14 protein-coding genes are annotated in these 18,250 nt (G+C 61.9%); 5 read left to right on the forward strand and 9 right to left on the reverse strand.

Annotated features, from left to right (window positions below; genetic code table 11):
- Positions 1-2 precede the first annotated feature (2 nt).
- The 6 genes from BM399_RS05915 to BM399_RS05945 form a co-directional block, all read right to left on the reverse strand.
- On the reverse strand, positions 3-1,535 hold the full coding sequence (locus BM399_RS05915; protein WP_092865448.1) for a glycosyltransferase family 39 protein: 1,533 nt from the start codon (positions 1,533-1,535) through the stop codon (positions 3-5).
- Positions 1,532-2,701: a glycosyltransferase family 2 protein gene (locus tag BM399_RS05920; RefSeq protein ID WP_092866435.1), complete on the reverse strand. Its 1,170-nt coding sequence runs from the start codon at positions 2,699-2,701 to the stop codon at positions 1,532-1,534. The genes BM399_RS05915 and BM399_RS05920 overlap by 4 nt, the downstream gene beginning before the upstream one ends.
- Positions 2,695-3,507, reverse strand: a complete 813-nt coding sequence (locus BM399_RS05925) for a phosphatase PAP2 family protein (RefSeq protein WP_092865451.1) — start codon at positions 3,505-3,507, stop codon at positions 2,695-2,697. The genes BM399_RS05920 and BM399_RS05925 overlap by 7 nt, the downstream gene beginning before the upstream one ends.
- A gap of 83 nt (positions 3,508-3,590) precedes the next feature.
- Positions 3,591-4,361: a phosphatase PAP2 family protein gene (locus tag BM399_RS05930; RefSeq protein ID WP_092865454.1), complete on the reverse strand. Its 771-nt coding sequence runs from the start codon at positions 4,359-4,361 to the stop codon at positions 3,591-3,593.
- Positions 4,362-4,462: 101 nt separating this feature from the next.
- The gene (gene purB / locus BM399_RS05935) at positions 4,463-5,770 is read right to left on the reverse strand and encodes an adenylosuccinate lyase (RefSeq protein WP_092865457.1); all 1,308 of its coding nucleotides are present in this window, start codon (positions 5,768-5,770) and stop codon (positions 4,463-4,465) included.
- Between the two features lie 885 nt (positions 5,771-6,655).
- The gene (locus BM399_RS05945) at positions 6,656-6,898 is read right to left on the reverse strand and encodes a CDGSH iron-sulfur domain-containing protein (RefSeq protein WP_092865460.1); all 243 of its coding nucleotides are present in this window, start codon (positions 6,896-6,898) and stop codon (positions 6,656-6,658) included.
- 333 nt (positions 6,899-7,231) lie between these two features.
- Here BM399_RS05945 and BM399_RS05950 point away from each other — a divergent pair, with 333 nt between their 5' ends.
- Together BM399_RS05950 and BM399_RS05955 are read left to right on the forward strand one after the other, a co-directional pair.
- On the forward strand, positions 7,232-8,668 hold the full coding sequence (locus tag BM399_RS05950) for an APC family permease (protein ID WP_244531093.1): 1,437 nt from the start codon (positions 7,232-7,234) through the stop codon (positions 8,666-8,668).
- Positions 8,669-8,897: 229 nt separating this feature from the next.
- Positions 8,898-9,902, forward strand: a complete 1,005-nt coding sequence (locus tag BM399_RS05955) for a magnesium transporter CorA family protein (protein WP_092866444.1) — start codon at positions 8,898-8,900, stop codon at positions 9,900-9,902.
- 99 nt (positions 9,903-10,001) lie between these two features.
- Here BM399_RS05955 and BM399_RS05960 read toward each other — a convergent pair whose 3' ends face one another.
- Both BM399_RS05960 and meaB read right to left on the reverse strand, forming a co-directional pair.
- Positions 10,002-10,382, reverse strand: coding sequence for a hypothetical protein (locus tag BM399_RS05960; RefSeq protein WP_092865463.1), 381 nt, complete (start codon positions 10,380-10,382; stop codon positions 10,002-10,004).
- A gap of 127 nt (positions 10,383-10,509) precedes the next feature.
- Positions 10,510-11,484, reverse strand: a complete 975-nt coding sequence (meaB, locus tag BM399_RS05965; protein WP_092865465.1) for a methylmalonyl Co-A mutase-associated GTPase MeaB — start codon at positions 11,482-11,484, stop codon at positions 10,510-10,512.
- 142 nt (positions 11,485-11,626) lie between these two features.
- On the opposite strand from meaB, the gene BM399_RS05970 reads away from it, so the two are divergent.
- Positions 11,627-13,648 (forward strand): acyltransferase family protein, encoded by a 2,022-nt coding sequence (locus BM399_RS05970; RefSeq protein ID WP_092865468.1) that lies wholly within the window; start codon positions 11,627-11,629, stop codon positions 13,646-13,648.
- 6 nt (positions 13,649-13,654) lie between these two features.
- Here BM399_RS05970 and BM399_RS05975 read toward each other — a convergent pair whose 3' ends face one another.
- Positions 13,655-14,320 (reverse strand): LOG family protein, encoded by a 666-nt coding sequence (locus BM399_RS05975; protein ID WP_092865471.1) that lies wholly within the window; start codon positions 14,318-14,320, stop codon positions 13,655-13,657.
- A 196-nt stretch (positions 14,321-14,516) separates the two neighbouring features.
- On the opposite strand from BM399_RS05975, the gene BM399_RS05980 reads away from it, so the two are divergent.
- Positions 14,517-16,277 carry a LysM peptidoglycan-binding domain-containing protein gene (locus tag BM399_RS05980; protein ID WP_092865474.1) on the forward strand — a complete coding sequence of 587 codons (1,761 nt, stop codon included), beginning with the start codon at positions 14,517-14,519 and terminating at the stop codon, positions 16,275-16,277.
- A gap of 42 nt (positions 16,278-16,319) precedes the next feature.
- Entirely contained in the window at positions 16,320-18,227 is a 1,908-nt protein-coding gene (locus tag BM399_RS05985; RefSeq protein ID WP_092865477.1) for an ABCB family ABC transporter ATP-binding protein/permease, read from the forward strand.
- Positions 18,228-18,250: the final 23 nt, after the last annotated feature.

The following is an 18,250-nucleotide window of genomic DNA, read 5'->3' on the forward strand; positions in this document are numbered from 1 at the left end:
CGCTATTGGAGCGGCGGCGCGGGCGGGTCGGAGAGCAGGTAGACGACGTAGGTCGCGCCGTTGGGGCTGCCGTTGTTGCGCGTCAGCGTTCCGAGCGGCTCGATCTTGCGGAATTTCTCGCGCATGAGAGGGAAATCGAGGCGTCTCTCAAGTTCGACGTAGAGGGCAGGTTTGGCGAGCGCCGACGCCGGGAGCGGGGCTAAAAATTCATAGCGAATGCGCTGATCGAGCTGCGCGACTTCGCTTCTTCCCTTGAGCCCCATCGCAATCTGGCCGGTCGTCGCGTAGCTCGACGTCGCGATCCAGCCGGCGCCCGTCTCGCGGCGCTTGGCTTCGATGGCGTCGGCGAACGCGGGCCAGCCGCGCATCTGTTCGGTCGGGTCCTTTGCGACCGCCACCAACGGATGAATCGCGTGGGCGTAAATGCCGGCCGTCATCACGAAGCCGATGCCGAGCGCGGACAGGAATGTCGTGCGCCGCCACTTCGGCGACACGGCGTCGAGCGCCAGCGCCGCGCAGATCGCGAGAGACGGATAGAGTGGTGCGGGCCAATTGCCCTGCACGCGGTCGTGCAGGGCGTGAGCGGTGAAGTAGATCAGCATCGGGACCACGGCCGCGACCAGCAGCACGTCAGGGCGGCTCCGGCCACGGCTTGCGATTGCCGCGCGCGTGACCCGCACGAGGCCCCATATGGCGAGAACCGCGATCACCGGGCTCGCAAGCGCGAGGAATGCGCCGATGAATTCGAGGAGGTAGTTCAGTCCGCCTGAGCCGCTATGTCCGACGCGCCCGAATTGCTTCGTGAAGGATGCCCAGCCGTGTTGTGCGTTCCAGATGAATACGGGGCTCGCGACGGCGGCCGCGATAATGCCGCCGATCCAAAGCTCGGGTGCGCGGAACCATTTGCGGTTGTCGGGGCACGCGATCAACCAGACCAGGATCGTGCCGCCGAGAAACAGGTTCGTATATTTCGACAGAAAGCCGAGGCCTGCGAACAGGCCGATGGCCAGCCACCATTTGGCATTCTGGCTCCGGTCGAGTTCTGCGAGCGCCCAGACGACGAGCCCTGCGGTAAGCACGGATGGCAGATCCGGCGTGACGACGATGCCGCCGACCGCGAGCAGCGGCATCGCCAGCATGATCCAAACCGACGCCCTAGCGATTTCCGGCCCGTAGAGGAGATACGCCGTACGCCAAAGGATAGCGGCTCCGGCGGCGACGATGATCGGCGCGAAGAGGCGAACGCCGAGATACGTATCTCCGGCGATCGCGCGCCCGGCGCCGATGACCCAGGCGACCATCGGCGGGTGATCGAGGTAGGAGAGCGAGAAGCCGAGCGTCCAGATCCGGTAATAAGCTTCGTCATCGACGAGCCCGGTGGCGCTCGCGAGCGCGAGACGAATGGCGGTGAGCGCGAGGACGGCTGCCAGAAGGATACTGTTGGCCGTCCGGTTGTCGAGCGGCGGTTTCGAAAACGCGCGTTCGGGGCTCGCGGGCCGGTTCGCGGCTTCGGGGGTGATGATACTAGCCGTCATCGGCGCCAGGTGAATGCAGAGCTGACCGCGTAATTGAAGACGGCCGCCATCAGTGCGCCTGCGATGCCGGCACGCCACCACGTCGTGTCGTGGCTATAGACGAGATCGGCAACGCCGATGTTCGCAAGCGCGCCGACGCTGCACACGGCATAGAAGATCAGCAGGCCTTTGAGCGCTTGGAAACCGCTGAGGCGGCGGTCGCGGAAGGTCAGCGCGTTGTTCAAGAAGAAGTTGAATGTCATGGCGACGAACGACGCGAAGATCTGGGCCGTATTGAAAGACGCGTCGGTGACGACGATCGCGCTTCTGAGCGCGAAGAGGTGGACGACGAGGCCCAGCGTTCCCACGAGCGCGAACAGGAAAAAACGCGGGGGCACCCAATTGCCCGCGAGCTTGGAAAGAAGCAGGCCCACGAAATCGGCAATCACGAGGCCGTCGAGTTTGGACTTTCCGACCCGGCGCGGGCGGAACACATAAGGAATCTCGCGGACGCGCACGCCGGCGGGCGCGGAAGCCAGAATGTCGAGCAGCAGTTTGAATCCGCCAGGGGAAAGGTTCGGAGCGATCGTATCGACGAGTTCTCGTCTGATCATGAAGAAGCCGCTCATCGGATCGCTGACGTTCGTCCGGAGGAGGAGGTTCGAGAGGCGCGTTGCAAGCTCGCTCGATAGGCGGCGGGCGGTCGAGAAGCCTTCGCGCGCTTCGCCGGACTGGCTGTAGCGCGTGCCGATGACGAGGTCGGTTTGCCCGCTTTCAATCTCGCTCAACATGCGCGGGAGCAATTTTTCATCGTGCTGGAGATCTGCATCGACGACTGCCACGATGTCGGCGCCGGATGCGAGCATCCCTTCGATCACCGCACCTGCCAAGCCACGGCGGCCAACTCTGCGCATGGCGCGCACGCGGTTGTCGCTTTCGCCGAGAGACCGGATGACTTTCATCGTTCCGTCGGGGCTGTCGTCGTCGACGAAGATGACTTCCCACCGGATGCCGGCGAGGGAGGCATCGAGGGCCGCGATCATGGCGCCGATGTTGCCGGCTTCGCAGTAGGTCGGCACGATGACGGAGAGGCGCGGCCGGGAATTGGCGATCACGCTCCGCGATCCGGAGGGTGAGGTCTCGGTATCGCTGTTTTGCGATCCGGCTTCAAGTTCGGACGTTACCATGAGCACCATCGAGCCAGCGGATTTGGCGGGCCGGTCGCTGGATCGGTTCCGCCGCCTGTCCGCGAAATGAGATCGAACAGCAGGTAGATGGCGGCCACGGTTGTGGCCATGACCACGCCCGCAAAGATGACGTCGGATAGAAAATGCGCGCCTTGCGACATTCGCACCGCGCCTGAGAACAGCCCCGCGAGGACACCGGCGCAGATGAGCCTGGTGCCCATGCCAGCAAAGAGAAATGCAGCGGCGAAGAACGTCGCGTAGGCCATCGATGCCTCGCCCGCGACGAACGAACAATTCTTCTCGCACTGGTTGGATGGGAGAAGTGGCGGTGAATACGTTTTGCTGCCGCCGAAATCGGCGAGGTGAACGGGCCGCGCGCGCCCCCAGTTGTCCTTCAGGATTGCGTTACTGACGACGCCCGGTCCGATGGCGAGGCACGCAGCCAGAAAGAGCCATTTCGGCGCCGTGAAACCGAGAAACGCGCGGCCGCGAAGGACGGTCGTTGCGAGGCCACAGGCGGTGACGATGCCGACGCCGACGAAAGCCAGAAAGAGCACAAAACGGATGAGGTCGGCTGCGGTCGACGACTTACCGTAAAAGATGCCGCCGCCGCCTTTTCCGGAGAATACGCCGTTGCCTTCATAAAAAAGCGCCGCCGTCTTTATGTCGATTTCCGGGAACACGCTGAAGACGATGCCAGCGATGACGCCGACGATCGCGGCGCCCCAGAGAAGCAACGAAACGTTCCGGTTTTTTTCTTGCGTGCCGAACTCGGCTTGCGGCTCTGCCGCCATCATTATTCCCATCGGACACTAAGCTTTCCGCCCGAGGCTCGGTTGGACTTCCGCTTTCCGGACGTCACGTAGCAGCATTCGACCGTGCCGGTCACTTACGCCGAACTCGGTTCGATCGAATTTTTACGGTCGGACTCCAATGTGTCGAAAAGGAGTTGCAAGCTTGCACCGGTCATCGCCATCAGCACCCCGGCGAAGATGACGTCGGATAGAAAGTGCCCGCCTTGAGCCATTCGCGTCAGGCCGGCGAGGGCGCCGAGCAGGATGCTCAATGTGACAAAATTGCGAGAGAGGGATTTGAACAGCAGCGCAGCAACGAACAGCACCATGAACACCGACGAGGCCTCTCCCGAAACGAACGAGCAATTGTAATTGCACTGGTTCGAGGCGGGGAAGGGTGCGGTGAATGCCTTGCTGCCGGCAAATTCGACGATGTCTCGCGGGCGGGCGCGGCCCCAGTGATCCTTGAAGCCGATGTTGGCGACAACGAGGGGGCCGGTCAGGAGGCAGACAGCAATGAACAGCCATTTGCGTATGCCGAGGCCAAGCCAACTGGCGGCTCGCCGCGCGGTGATGACCAGGCCGACGGCGGTCACCGCGCACGTCAGATAGAACAGGCCGTTGAACGTGAAGCGCAGCATTCCGAACATAGCCAGCTGGTTGCCGATGAACTGGCCGTTCCCGGCATAGAAGAGACGCGCGATCGCGAGGTCTATTCCCGGCACCAGAGCAAATACCGCGAATGCGAGGGCGCCGACAGCGACGGCGCCCTTGAGCAGGCTGATCGCGCCGATGACGGGCTGTTCTTCAGCCGCGTCACCCTCGTGGCGCTCTTCCGTCCCGAAAACAAAGCCCGGCGCCGACATCCCACCACCCCGACATATCTCGATTGAAAGCCTATCGGCAGTCGAGATGGCAGAGGCACGTCAGTTTCGTTACACTTCGGTGACGGTGCTGACGAACGACTTCAGGCGCTGCCGAAGACGCGCCGGAAAATCGTGTCGACGTGGGCCGTGTGATAGTCGATGTCGAACATCGCCTCGAGAGCGGCAGCTGGCACCTTGGCGGTCACGTCCTTGTCGGACTTGAGCTCGGTCAAGAAATCCTTGCCCAGTTCCCAGGTCTTCATGGCGTTGCGCTGGACGAGCGCGTAGGCGTCCTCGCGGCTGACGCCGGCCTGGGTCAAAGCCAGCAACACGCGCTGGGAATTGTGCAGGCCGCCGAGCTTTTCCATGTTCCGCTTCATCGTCTCCGGATAGACGACAAGCTTTTCGATGACGCCGGCGAGGCGCGCCAGCGCGAAGTCGAGCGTCACCGTCGCGTCAGGTCCGATCATCCGCTCGACGCTCGAATGCGAGATGTCCCGCTCGTGCCAGAGGGCGACGTTTTCCATGGCGGGGAGCGCGTAGGCGCGAACCATGCGGGCGAGACCCGTCAGGTTTTCCGAGAGCACGGGGTTGCGCTTGTGCGGCATCGCCGACGAGCCCTTCTGGCCCGGCGAGAAATATTCTTCCGCTTCGAGCACTTCGGTCCGCTGCAGATGACGGATCTCGATGGCGAGGCGCTCGATGCTCGAGGCGACGACGCCGAGCGTCGCGAAGTACATGGCGTGACGGTCGCGCGGAATAATCTGCGTCGACACGGGTTCGGGAACGAGCCCCATCTTCTCCGCGACGTATTCCTCGATCCGGGGATCGACGTTGGCGAAGGTTCCAACCGCGCCCGAGATGGCGCACGTCGCGACTTCCTTCCGGGCGGCGACCATGCGCTCGCGTGCGCGTTCGAACTCGGCATAGGCGTAGGCAAGCTTGACGCCGAACGTCGTCGGCTCGGCATGGATGCCGTGGCTGCGCCCGATGGTGATCGCGTCCTTGTATTCGAAGGCGCGGGTCTTGAGTGCGGCGAGAAGGCGATCGAGGTCCGCTATCAGGAGATCGGCGGCGCGTACCAACTGGACGTTCAAGCAGGTGTCCAGCACGTCGGACGAGGTCATTCCCTGATGGATGAAGCGGGCGTCGGGGCCCACGTGCTCGGCGAGGTGCGTCAAAAAGGCGATCACGTCATGTTTCGTAACCGCCTCGATTTCATCGATGCGGGCGACGTCGAAGGTCGCGGCCGAACCTTTTTCCCATATGTTTTTTGCCGCAGCCTCCGGAATTATGCCGATCCGGGCGCTGGCGGTCGCGGCGTGGGCTTCGATCTCGAACCAGATTCGGAAACGTGTTTCGGGCTCCCAGATGCGCGTCATTTCGGGTCGTGAATAGCGGGGTATCATAGAGCTAAATCCTTGATGCAACGCGGGAGGCGTAGCAGACGGGCCACGGCGCATCAATCGCCGGAGCCGGTTCCGACAGAGGCATAGCGAGACTTCGCTTAGGTACCGGCATTTTGCTGCTCTGCACCAAATGCTTTGAAACAATTCGTGAAGCGACGTTTCGATTGTCGCCCGTCTATCGCCACGAACGGCTGACCTAGTTTCCGCATTACGAGGCGGGCATTTCTGTTTTTCGTTCAGGTATTATTCAGGGCAGTTAAGCCACACTCGTAAAATTCGTCGGTCTACGTTCGAATTAGCGCATTCTATTCGTGTACGGGTGGGCCTACATAGAAATACCCAAGGATGTAATTGAGTCGAGGAGCTCTTCCCGGGTGGCAACAATGATCCCCCGTTCGAACTCCGCGATAAAAACCACAGCGGGAGACTTGAAGAACATGTCGCAACAGATGGGCAGCGGGGAACTGGCTGAATTGGTCCATCAGATGGAGCAGTCGGAAGACGATCCGCGCCAGTGCTACGCCCTCGTGAAAGAACGAATCACAGAGTTTCGGGATTCCGGCCGGGATATTCCGGATGTTTTGACGAAACTCGAGAGACGGCTAATGACGGAATGCATGCTGGCTTCTCAGGGGCGGTAATCCTGGGTCGGTAATCCTGGGTCGGTAATCCTGGGTCGCTAATCCTGGGCCGCTAATTCCGCTAAATAGCAAAGCTGGGAATGCCCGGCATTTGCGCCTCGTTTCATTGGTGGCCTTCGTGCCATCAGGTCGGCTTGCGCAATCTGGCGCGAGGCGGCCTTTTTTTTATGCGGCTTTACTATGCGGCGGGGCGGCGAAGCCTTCAGCGCAAGGTGCCGCGGAGCCGCCCGATGTTGCTCCGTTGCTACAGGACGTTATGGGTGCCGTCGCAATAGGGTTCGTCGTCGGTCGCCTTGCAGCCGCAGAGGTTAAAGGTGCCCGTGTGGTCCGGTACGAACCGCATCGGTTCAAATGACGTGCCTTCGTGCGAGCCGTCGCAAAAGGGCTGGGTCTTGGATCTGCCGCAGCGGCAGTACCAATATTCCTGGCCCTCAGTGAGGTCGACCTGATAGGGCCCGGTTTGGGCGACTACGGCCTCGTCAGACATCGTCGTACTCCATCTCGCGCGACTGGCACGCTGAACTTGGCTCGTTTGAATCGGCTCGCCGAACCGAGCTGGTGCAGCCCCTCGTTTTTTGACTCGCTATCGGGTTTGGGAGCGACGGGCAAGGGCCCGTGCTGTTCGGCTCGGCAGTCCGGCTTGGCCGTTTCGCTGCGACCTGCCTAACAAGCAGGCTGGCAACATTTTTCGGCAACGGCGTCCTAGACATCGGCAAACGGCTGGGCGAAGGTCGCAAAGAAGCGCGTGGAGTCCTGACGGGCGTGGCGGCGGGGGAATTGCTGTCCGAGCGGGGAAGGTCATCCAGCGCCAAAATGTCCTGTGACCAAAGATGTCCAGATCATGAGGGACCCGCGCATGGCCGATCTCTTCCGTAAGAAATCTGTCGCCTACGACGACTCGGACTTCGGCATGAAGCGTGTCTTGAGCGCGCTCGATCTGACGCTGCTCGGCATCGGCGCGATCATCGGAACCGGCATTTTCGTCCTGACCGGGGTGGCGGCTGCAACGCAGTCCGGCCCAGCCGTCGTTATGTCCTTCGTCGTTGCGGGATTGGCGTGCGGATTTGCGGCGCTGTCCTATGCCGAGCTTGCTTCGAGCGTCGGCGGTTGCGGAAGTGCCTACGGCTACAGTTATGCGGCGTTCGGTGAACTCATCGCCTGGATCATCGCCTGGGACCTCATCCTGGAATACGGCGTGTCGGTTGCGGCGGTGGCCAACGGTTGGTCAGGGTATTTCAACAACGCGCTGACGGCCATCGGCCTCGGGCTGCCGCCGGAGCTCACGAAGGGGCCCTTTGCGGGCGGGATCGTGAACCTTCCTGCGTTCGGCATCGTCTTCCTGTTGATGATCATGCTGATCATCGGGGTGAAGGAGACGGCGCGGGTGAATGCGGCGATGGTGGCGGTGAAGCTTGGGACGATCGCGATTTTCCTGGCCGTCGCGATCTTCAACATCCACCCCGAGAACTGGACGCCGTTCGCGCCGTTCGGCTGGTTCGACCACAATGCGGAAGGCAGGCCGGTCGGCATTCTGGCGGGCGCGTCTCTCGTCTTCTTCGCCTACGTCGGCTTCGATGCGGTTTCGACTGCGGTCGAAGAGGCCCGGGACCCGCAACGTGACGTGCCGCGGGGCCTGATCGGCTCGCTGATCTTCTGCACGATCATCTACATCGTCGTCTCGGGCGTGCTGACCGGCATCGTCAATTACACCGAACTCAATGTGTCCTCGCCCGTTGCGTTCGCGCTTCAAAAGATCGGGTACAACTGGGCTTCGGCGCTGGTCGCCGCGGGTGTCATCACGGGGCTGACGACCGTCATGCTCGTTCTCTACTACGCCCTGACGCGCATCATCGTCGGAGTGTCGCGAGACGGACTGCTCCCGCCATATTTCTCCGTGGTCAACCGCCGTACGCATACCCCCGTCCGCACGACGGTCATCGTCGGCTTCATCATGGCGATCATGGCCGGCTTCCTTCCGCTCGGCATTCTCGCGGAACTCGTGAACATCGGGACGCTCGCGGCGTTCGTTCTGGTGTGCGCCGGCGTGATCGCGCTCAGGCTGTCGCATCCGGATCTGCCGCGACCCTTCAAGATGCCCGGCGGCCTCATCATTCCCGTGCTCGGCATCATTTCGTGCGGCGCGCTGATCGGGTTCCTGCCGTTCGAGACGCACCTGCGTTTCATCATCTGGCTGGCGCTCGGGCTCGTCATCTACTTCGTGTATTCCATCAGGCACAGCCGGCTCGCGGTGGCATAGGCCGATTAACCCTCAAGACCCCACTGGAAAAAGACAAAGCGCGAGAGTAGGTTCCCGGCCGACCGCGGCCGCCTGAAAGCATCTTCCGTCGGCCCGGATACGAGGATCAACACAAATGGACTGCGACAGTCGAAGCGATACTTCGATTTCGCCCGTATCCCTCGAGCTCGGCTGATACCAGGCCCGCTCGGACGGCTGCGTGGTGGCCGAGAACCGGAAGGGCCTATACATGCTGCGCAGCTATCGCCGCGAAAATTCGCATCTCGTTTTGGCGCAGGAAGGCATTGCGGCCGAGACGGCCGGTCCGATCGATCTTCCGTTCTGGATCGATCTCTATAATCCGGCTCCCCAGGACAACCGCTATGTGGAGCAGTTGCTCGGTATTTCGCTGCCGACGCGGGAGGAGATGCAGGAGATCGAAGTCTCCGCCCGGCTCTATCAGGAGGACGGCGCCGAGTTCATGACGCTGACGGCTGCGTCTCAGCTTGAAAGCGACGAGCCGATCAACACGCCGATCACGTTCGTGCTCAAGGGCACCACGCTCGTGACCGTTCGCTATGCGGAACCGAAGGCCTTCGCCAATTTCGTCGTCCGCGCGCAGCGTTCCAATACGGTGCCGGTCGGGAACGGCGAGCAGATCATGATGGGCCTGATCGAAGCGCTGCTCGATCGCATGGCGGATGCTCTCGAGCGCGTCGGAACGGGGATCGATCAGGTTTCGCGGCAAGTCTTTCGTAAAGGCGGGAAGGGGAAGGAAAAGGCCTCACCTTCCAGCGAAGATCTGCAGGCGGTGATCGAGCGGATCGGCCAGGACGGCGATCTGTTGACGAAGGTCCGCGAAAGTCTCGTCAGCATCAACCGCGTGTTGACCTATCACACCAGCGTCGACCAGCAGGACAAGAAGGTCACGAAGGAAGCCAAGGCGCGCAGCAAGGTTTTGTATCGGGACGTGGTCGCGTTGACGGATCAGGCGACGTTCCTGTCGAGCAAGGTCAACTTCCTGCTCGACGCGACGCTCGGGCTCATCAATCTGCAGCAGAACCAGATCATCAAGATCTTCTCGGTCGCGGCGGTGGTGTTTCTGCCTCCGACGCTGGTCGCATCGATCTACGGCATGAACTTCGCCGATATTCCGGAACTCAGGTGGGGTCTCGGCTATCCGTTTGCGCTCGGCATGATGGTGATCTCGGCGATCCTGCCGTATCTCTATTTCAAGCGGCGCCGGTGGCTGTAGCTTTTGTTGAGCGTTGGCGACTCGCGTTCCGCGAGCCGGCCGAGTCATACGTTTGCGTTGGCGACTCCCGTTCCGGGAGCCGGCCGCCAACGCTGGCGGTTAGTGCGCTGTTCCGGTCATGCCGTCGTTGCTGGCCCAACGAAGCGTCGAACCTGTGCGCGTGACGGAGAAGCATTGCTCGCGGCCCGCCTGCCAGAGGTTCCAGCGCTGGCAGAACTGGTTGCCGGAAATGCGCCAGGTTCCGCGGTCTTCTGAGATCCCGCCTGAGAAGACGGCCATCGCTTTTGACTTGGCGCTCATCGTGCCACCGGGATTGTAGCGGATAGGAACCGACCCGAACGGCGCGGAAATGTAAATCGTCCGTCCGGCGAGTAGCCCGCGCAGCTCGATGCCAGTGAGATTGTCGGCCGCAACCTGAGTGGCCGATGCCATGATCGCTACCGTCGCCAACCCGGCGAGAACGCCTCGTCGCATGTTCATTTACCCCCGTCTCGAAATCGTAAAATTCGATAGGGAACGCTTTAGCAAATTGATGCGTGCGCTGCGAAACGAGCCTGTGGAAAAAGTAAAGATCGGGCGCGGATTGTTGCCGAGATAGCCCGATTCACTATTCTAGCAAGCGGCGTGCTGCCTTGTCCGGCGTCATCGTGCCCGAGAGCACGGCATCGGCGAGCGGATCGAGACCTTCCTTGCCGCCGGACTTGATGCGGGCGGCGACGATGTCGGCGGCGGCGCGCGCGATCAAATAGCGAGCCCTGCGGCGCCTTCTCTTGATCGCACCATCGGCTGCGACGCGGGTGCCGATTTCGTCGAACGCTTCGACGAGTGCGGGAACGCCATCGCCGCTCAACGCGCTGGTTTTCAGGACGGGGACTTTTTCCGCCGCCATCGCGCGGATCGACAGTGCGCCGACAAGCTGCTGCATCGTTTGTTCAGCGCCTGGGCGATCGGCTTTGTTGACGACGATGATGTCGGCGATTTCCAAAAGGCCGGATTTCATCGCCTGAATATCATCGCCCATTCCAGGCGCGGCGATGACGACGCGGATGTCGGCAACTTCCGCGACATCGACTTCGTTCTGTCCGGTGCCGACCGTTTCCAGCAGCACGATATCGAAGCCCGCGCCGTCGAGCGCGTCGATGATGCGGACGGCCGCGGGCGAGAGGCCGCCGAGATAACCGCGCGAGGCGAGCGAGCGTACGAAGACGCCGTCGTCGTCCAATGCCGCCGTCATGCGAATGCGATCACCGAGAATGGCGCCGCCCGAGATCGGGCTCGACGGATCGACGGCGATGACGCCGACGGTCCGGCCGTGCTGTCGCAGATGCGCGATGACGGCGTTGACGAGGGTCGATTTGCCGGCGCCCGGCGGCCCTGTAAATCCAACGACGAGCGCGTGCCCGAGATGAGGCTGCAGCGCCTGAAGCAACCCGGGCGCGGCTTCTGAGAGCCGTTCAAGCTCGGTGATCACCGTTGCGATGGCACGGCGTTCGCCCGCGCGCATACGGTCGACGTAGCTCGCGATTTCGGCGGCTGGAATGCGGGCAACGGGAGGAAGCGGATCTGCGGTCGTTTTGGTCATACGCGCTGATTAGAAGGGAAGCTGCCCGCACGCAACTGTGTTACCGCGGGCGGAAGGCGTGGGGTTGAGGCGGAGGGGTGAATGTGATCCTTTCTCCGCGGTGAGACGCCTAGCCGGGGGGGATCGTGTCGGACAAGGGCGATTGTCGGTCGAGACGATGCACGGTCGAGCGGTGAAGACGCACCGCTCCGACATAGACGGCCTGCGAGCCGTCGCCATACTGGGCGTTCTGGCCTTTCACTTCGGATTGGGCGGAGTGACGGGCGGCTACGGCGGAGTGGATGTTTTCTTTGTCATTTCCGGCTTTTTGATTGCCGGGATCATCAAATCCGAACTCGAGGCCGGCACTTTTTCCCTGACGCACTTCTACGTTCGGCGCATCCGCAGGATATTGCCTGCGCTGACGGTGTGTCTTGCCGCGACGACCCTTGCTGCGGCTTTCATTCTTTTCCCGCGTGACTTCCAGAATTACGGACGGAGCCTGCTGGCGGCTGCGCTCTCCTTATCGAATTTTTATTTCTCGGTCCGCAACGGCTATTTCGACGGCGCCGCAACGGAAAAGCCGCTTCTTCACACATGGTCGCTGGCGGTAGAAGAACAATTCTATATCGTCTTTCCGGTGGCTCTCATTCTGCTCTTCAAGTTAGCGCGGAAGAGCGTGTTGTCTGTGCTGGCGGCAATTGCGGCTCTTTCGCTCGCGTACAGCAGTTTCAGCGTCGCGCGCTCGCCAGATCCAGCCTTTTTCTCAACTTTAGGTCGGGTCTGGGAATTGGGCACCGGAACGCTTCTTGCCTTTGCCGCTTTGCCGCTTGCGTCGCGCCGCTGGGCAATCGAAGCCGAGGCAGGGGCGGGCGTTTTACTGATTGCCTTCGGCTATTTCTTCTACGACGACAATACGCTGTTTCCCGGATTGGCGGCGTTGCCGCTGTGCTTCGGAGCAGCACTCATCATTCACTCCGGCATGTCTCCGCAAAAATCGTTCGTGGCAAGATTGCTATCGTCGCCACCGATGGTGGGCATCGGGCTCATTTCCTACTCGATCTACCTCTGGCACTGGCCTTTGCTGGTGCTCTGCCAATATCGTTTTCCGGACGTCTTCGGAGCTGATGCCCCGCACGCGACGGCGGCGCGCATGGGGCTCGCGATAGCCAGCCTCGGTCTCGGTGCCTTGTCGTGGCGGTTCATCGAGGAACCTTTCCGGCGATCCGGAGGCATTTTGACGAAGACTGTATTCGGTGCAGGAGCCTCGGCAGTTTTGGCGATTGCCGCGACGTCTGCGGTAGTCATTGGACGTCCGAACTGGCTGCACAGATGGCCGGCGGCGATAGATGCAATGCAATTCAGAAGAACCGTTTCCGGGCGCGTCCTCGGATTGAAGCGGGAGCCGGAATGGCCACATGACACCTATCGGGTGGGCAACGAGGGCAGCACACCCGATACCGTTTTATGGGGTGACAGTTTCGCCCAAGCGCTCATCCCCGGGTTCATCACTTATTATAAAAAGACCGGGAAAGGCGCAGTCATAGCGGCTAATCCGGGATGCCCACCGCTGCCTAGTGTCACCTTCTACGGGCGCTCGCCGGGCGCGAATTGTAAACCTCGAAACAACGCTATTTTCAAAGCGGTCGCGGCGCGAGGTATCCGGCGCGTAATTCTCGTGGCGCGCTGGGAAGGATTTGCGAGCGCTGTTGTTCGGGACGGTGACGGAAATCCGGCTGTCTACACGAAACACGGGAATGCGGACGGCGCCGTTTTTGCCAGCACTCTTGAAGACGTCGTCCGGCGTCTCGCCGCGCAAGACAAAGATGTTGTCATACTGGGACCCGTGCCGATTCACAGATTTGATGTCGGCCCGACTATGGCTCGCCACATCGCATGGGGCCTGCCTCTACCGCCCGAACTGGCGTTGCAGGAGTTCACGCAGAACCAGCGTCTTGTCCTGCCGGTTCTCGCGCGGCTTGCGACCATCCCGCATGTCCGCGTCGTCTATCCGCATCTCAGTCTTTGCGACGGGAAGACCTGCCGTTACAGTGACGATGGCAAGCCGATGTATTCGGACGCCGGTCATCTTTCGCCGAACGGGGTGGCGACACTTTCACAAATGTTCGACGAGCTGTTCAATGGCGCGGCGAAGTCGGAGCCGCCAGTAGCTCTTCAGCCGTGATGGCCGTCAGAATTTGTCCAGCACGCTTTCCTCGGCCGCTTCCTCGGCCGCGGGTTTTTGCGGCTTCGCAGCTTTGAGTATGGCGGGGAGGATGTCTTCGGCCTTGTCGACAACGGTGAAGCGCACGTCGAGGCCGTCGCGTATGAAAGTCTCCTGCTTCATGTGTTCGAGAAGCTTCAGGAACTGATTCCAGAAACCGTCGATGTTGGCGATGATGATCGGCTTCGCGTGACGGCCGAGCTGGGACCACGTCAACTGTTCGACGAGTTCCTCGAGCGTGCCGACGCCGCCGGGAAGCGCCACGAACGCGTCGGCGCGATCGAACATCAGCTGTTTGCGCGTGTGCATATTCTCGACGACGATCAACTCGTCGACGTCTTTCAGCATCAACTCGCGGTTGCCGAGGAATTCCGGGATGATGCCCGTGACCTTGCCGCCGGCGCCGAGGGCGGAGCGGGCGACCTCGCCCATCAAGCCGAGGCTGCCGCCGCCGTAGATCAGGCGCATGCCGTTGTCGGCGAGTGCCTTGCCGAGCTTGCGTGCGGCCACGGTGTAAGCGGTGTTCAGTCCCTTTCCGGAGCCGCAATAAACGCAGACGCCTTCGATTTTTGAGGGGGGTGTGGAATTATCATCGTTGGCCGGTGCGCCGGCCATTTTTGTCATTTCATTCATTCTCGGTCCATTCTCAAACGATGTAGCATCAGTATTTGGGGGTTCGCCGCCGGGCCACCAGAGTATGAATAGGACGCATGCCGCTTTTGCGGGGCCGCGGTCTGTTCAAGAGGAATTTTCACGCCGTCGTAGCTCCGGGGCTTGGCGAGAGCGTGACACGTGTGCTTAGTTCATAGTCGAGTTAAAAGGCGATGTTATGAAAAATGACGAAGCCACGGTTTCCGCGAAGAAAACCGCGATCGTAAGCGCGCGGGCTGGCGCCGTTGCCGCGCTTCTCGTCCTTGCCGGGCTATTGCCGCTGCCGCTCGGGGCCGCCATCGATCAGGGGGATGCGGCGTCCAGCGGGACAACTGTCATTATCGCCAGTGATTTTCCAGCGGTCGCGATCGATAGCGAAGATACGCTCGACGCCGAAGACCGGCTTCCCGTGCTGGCTGAGGACGTTCCGAAGCAGGCCGACGCGCCGACAGGCTCCGATGCGCGGGAGATCGACGTCCGGCCGCCCGAGACTTCTCCCCCCGACGCCGACGTTTCGTCCGAGGGGGACAGCAATCTCACTCGGAGCTTATGGCCGCCGAAGGAGCTTGGGATTGCCGATCGCGTGCAAGACTGGCTGGCGCGTGCCAATCGCGAATTTCAATCGACGATCATTCGCCGGTTATCGACGCCGTCGGCTGTTGCGGGCGACGGCATCGCGCGCAAGATCGAAGATGTGAAGGACGAGGATGCAGCGGCTGCGGCGGCGGGCGCGCAAGAGGCGCTCAGTACGGCGCACGCGAAGCTCGCGGCCGAGGCTGAGGCCCAGCATCAGCGCGAACTGTCCGACGCTGCCGCGAAGGCTGCGGAGCAAGCCAAGGCTCGCGAAGCGGAAGCGGCTCGTATCGACGAGGAGCGGAAAGCGGCAGAAGAAAAGCGCCGCGCGGAGGAGCAAAAGCGGCAGGCTGAACTTCGGCTCGCCGAGGAAGAGAAAGCGGCGAAGCAGAAAGCCGCGGAGGAAGCGGCCGCGAAGGAGGCAGCCGAGAAAGCGGCTGCAGCGGCAAAAGAGCGAGAGATCGCCGAGAGGCAGGCAGCGGAAGCAGCTGCTGCAAAAAGGGCGGCGGAGGCAAAGGAGGCGGAAGCCAAGCAGCAAGCCTTGAGAGAAGCCGAGGCAGCCAAGGCTGCGGAAGAAGCCAAGGCGGCGGAGGCGGCAAAGGCAGCCAAGGAAGCCAAGGAAGCCAAGGAAGCGGAAGAGGCCAGGGCAGCGGAAGAAGCAAAGGCAGCGGAAGCGAAGCGGCGGGCGGATGAGGAAGCAGCCAGGATCGCTGCTGCTCAGGAGGCCGAGGCCCGGGCGAAGATTGCTGCCGCAAGCGAGGCTGCAGAAAAAGAACGCGCGGCCCAAGAGATTGCCAAGAAAGACGCGGAAGCCAAGCAGGCACTCGCTCCGCAGGCACTCGCTCCGCAAACCCCGGCTCCGACCAGGCAAGCGATGGTCGAGGACGAGGATAAGGACGAGACCAACGTCGCGGCTGCGCCGAGGGCGGCCGAGCAACCGTCAGTCAATGGCGCGCAGCCCGCGCGGAAAGTTGAAGGTAAATCGTCGGGCGAAAGCGAAGCCAAAGCCGCAGCGCGCAAGCCGCGCCATCATGCCCGCGTTCACAGGCAAGCGAGCAATCGCTCGGCCAATCGCTCAGTCAATCGCTCTGGCAACGCCGGGGCCAGTCAATCGGCGCATAAGGGTGGTCCGGTGGTGAAGCGCTGGGTCAGGCGTCCCCGCCAGGGCCGCTGCCGGCTTGCGGGCCACAAGGTCTTGCTGCCGGGCCGCTATACCGTCGCACGCGGCGACAACCTGTGGCTCATCGCCCTTCGGCACTATCACGACGGTTGGTATTTCCGGCGGATTTACCGCGCGAACCAGGATGTTATCCGCAATCCGAACCTGATCTATCCGTGCGAGCGGCTTTATCTGCCCAGCAGGTAACTGTGATGGACTTTCGCGCCGCGTAATCCTATCTGAAGCCCAATGCAAAGCGCCTTTGTCAATTGGTGCGCGGCGGTCCGCGATGGATTGCTGGCGCGCATTACCCCTTCCGCCGAGAGTTCTCGGGTTCTGAAAGCTCTCTGGCCTTACGTCTGGCCCGAGGACCGGCCGGATCTCAAGCGGACGGTCATCTGGTCGTTCGTCATTATCGTCATTGCCAAGGGCGTGACGGTCACGGTGCCGTTCACGCTCAAGTGGGCGACGGATGCGCTCGTCGCGTCGACCGGCGGCCACGTGTCGAGCAGCCAGACGCTGCCCTGGCTCATCGGCGCGCCGGTGGTGGCGACTATTCTCTACGGCATTGCGCGGATCGTGATGTCGCTGCTTGTGCAGGTCCGCGAGGGCATGTTCGCGCGCGTTGCGATGCATGCGGTCAGAAAGCTTGCGCTGTCGACATTCGAGCATATGCATCGGCTGTCGCTGCGGTTCCACCTCGAACGCAAGACGGGTGGACTGACGCGCGTTCTGGAGCGCGGCCGCGCCGGGATCGAGAACATCAGCCGCATGGCGCTGATGACGCTTATCCCGACCATCGTCGAATTTCTGATGATCATTGCCGTCTGCGCTTACGAGTTCGACTGGCGCTACATCGTGACCATCGTGCTGATGATTGCCGCCTACCTGTGGTTCACGGTGAAGGCGACCAACTGGCGGCTTGCGATCCGCCGGGCGATGAACGAGAGCGACACGGACGCCAACACGAAGGCGATCGACAGTCTTCTGAATTACGAGACCGTCAAATACTTCGGCGCGGAAGGCCGGGAAGCGGCGCGCTACGACAGGTCGATGGCAGCCTACGAGAAGGCGAGCATCAAGACCTACACGTCGCTTGCCGTCTTGAACTCAGGCCAGGCGATCATTTTCACGATCGCGCTGACGATCTGCCTCGTGATGTCGGCGACGGACATCGTGGCCGGCAAGGATACGGTCGGCCATTTCGCGATGGTCAACCTGCTGATGCTGCAACTTTTCATGCCGCTCAACTTCATGGGCATGGTGTATCGCGAGATCAAACAGGGGCTGACCGACATCGAGCGCATGATGGAAGTGCTCGAGAAGAACCCCGAGGTCGCCGATAAGCCCGGAGCAAAGGAACTCAAGGTGTCGGGCGGAGCGATCCGGTTCGACCACGTCGGCTTCGCGTACGATCCGGAGCGCGTGATTTTGAAGGACGTTTCGTTCGATGTGCCGGCGGGCAAGATGGTCGCCATCGTCGGGCCGTCGGGTGCGGGCAAGTCGACCGTCGCACGGCTGCTTCTGCGTTTCTACGACGTGACGGGCGGCAAAATCACGATCGACGGGCAGAATATTCGAGACGTGAGCCAGCATTCGCTGCGCTCGGCCATCGGCGTCGTGCCGCAGGATACGGTGCTGTTCAACGATACGATTTTCTACAACATCAAGTACGGCCGGGCGGATGCTACGGACGCGGAAGTCTATGCGGCTGCCAAGCTTGCGCAGATCGACGATTTCGTTCGCGCGCTCCCTGACGGCTACAATACGATGGTCGGCGAGCGGGGCCTCAAGCTCTCGGGCGGTGAGAAGCAGCGCGTCGCGATTGCGCGCACGATTTTGAAAGCGCCGCCGATCCTGCTGCTCGACGAAGCGACGAGCGCGCTCGACAGCCATACGGAACGGGAAATCCAGGACGCGCTCGACCGCGTTTCGAAAGACCGGACGACGGTCGTCATCGCGCACCGTTTGTCGACTATCATCCATGCGGACAGCATTCTGGTCCTGGAGGCGGGCCGCGTGGCCGAGCAGGGCACGCACGGCGAGCTGATCGCGAAGAACGGTCTTTATGCGAGCCTCTGGGCGCGTCAGCGGCAGGCCGAGAAGGCGCGCGAAGAACTTGCGCATGCGCTCGAAGAAGCCGGCGAGCCGGCGTAACGGCTCGGCGGTTTTCGGGTGGC

This window comes from Hyphomicrobium facile (assembly GCF_900116175.1).
Classification (GTDB): domain Bacteria; phylum Pseudomonadota; class Alphaproteobacteria; order Rhizobiales; family Hyphomicrobiaceae; genus Hyphomicrobium_B; species Hyphomicrobium_B facile.

Bases quoted from the DNA above. Each gene is read 5' to 3' on its own strand.
- BM399_RS05980 (WP_092865474.1), top strand. From the start codon at position 14,517: ATGAAAAATGACGAAGCCACGGTTTCCGCGAAGAAAACCGCGATCGTA.
- BM399_RS05985 (WP_092865477.1), top strand. From the start codon at position 16,320: ATGCAAAGCGCCTTTGTCAATTGGTGCGCGGCGGTCCGCGATGGATTG.
- BM399_RS05975 (WP_092865471.1), bottom strand. From the start codon at position 14,320: ATGAATGAAATGACAAAAATGGCCGGCGCACCGGCCAACGATGATAAT.
- BM399_RS05960 (WP_092865463.1), bottom strand. From the start codon at position 10,382: ATGAACATGCGACGAGGCGTTCTCGCCGGGTTGGCGACGGTAGCGATC.
- BM399_RS05945 (WP_092865460.1), bottom strand. From the start codon at position 6,898: ATGTCTGACGAGGCCGTAGTCGCCCAAACCGGGCCCTATCAGGTCGAC.
- BM399_RS05925 (WP_092865451.1), bottom strand. From the start codon at position 3,507: ATGGGAATAATGATGGCGGCAGAGCCGCAAGCCGAGTTCGGCACGCAA.
- BM399_RS05930 (WP_092865454.1), bottom strand. From the start codon at position 4,361: ATGTCGGCGCCGGGCTTTGTTTTCGGGACGGAAGAGCGCCACGAGGGT.
- meaB (WP_092865465.1), bottom strand. From the start codon at position 11,484: ATGACCAAAACGACCGCAGATCCGCTTCCTCCCGTTGCCCGCATTCCA.
- BM399_RS05920 (WP_092866435.1), bottom strand. From the start codon at position 2,701: ATGGTAACGTCCGAACTTGAAGCCGGATCGCAAAACAGCGATACCGAG.
- BM399_RS05955 (WP_092866444.1), top strand. From the start codon at position 8,898: ATGCTGCGCAGCTATCGCCGCGAAAATTCGCATCTCGTTTTGGCGCAG.
- BM399_RS05915 (WP_092865448.1), bottom strand. From the start codon at position 1,535: ATGACGGCTAGTATCATCACCCCCGAAGCCGCGAACCGGCCCGCGAGC.
- purB (WP_092865457.1), bottom strand. From the start codon at position 5,770: ATGATACCCCGCTATTCACGACCCGAAATGACGCGCATCTGGGAGCCC.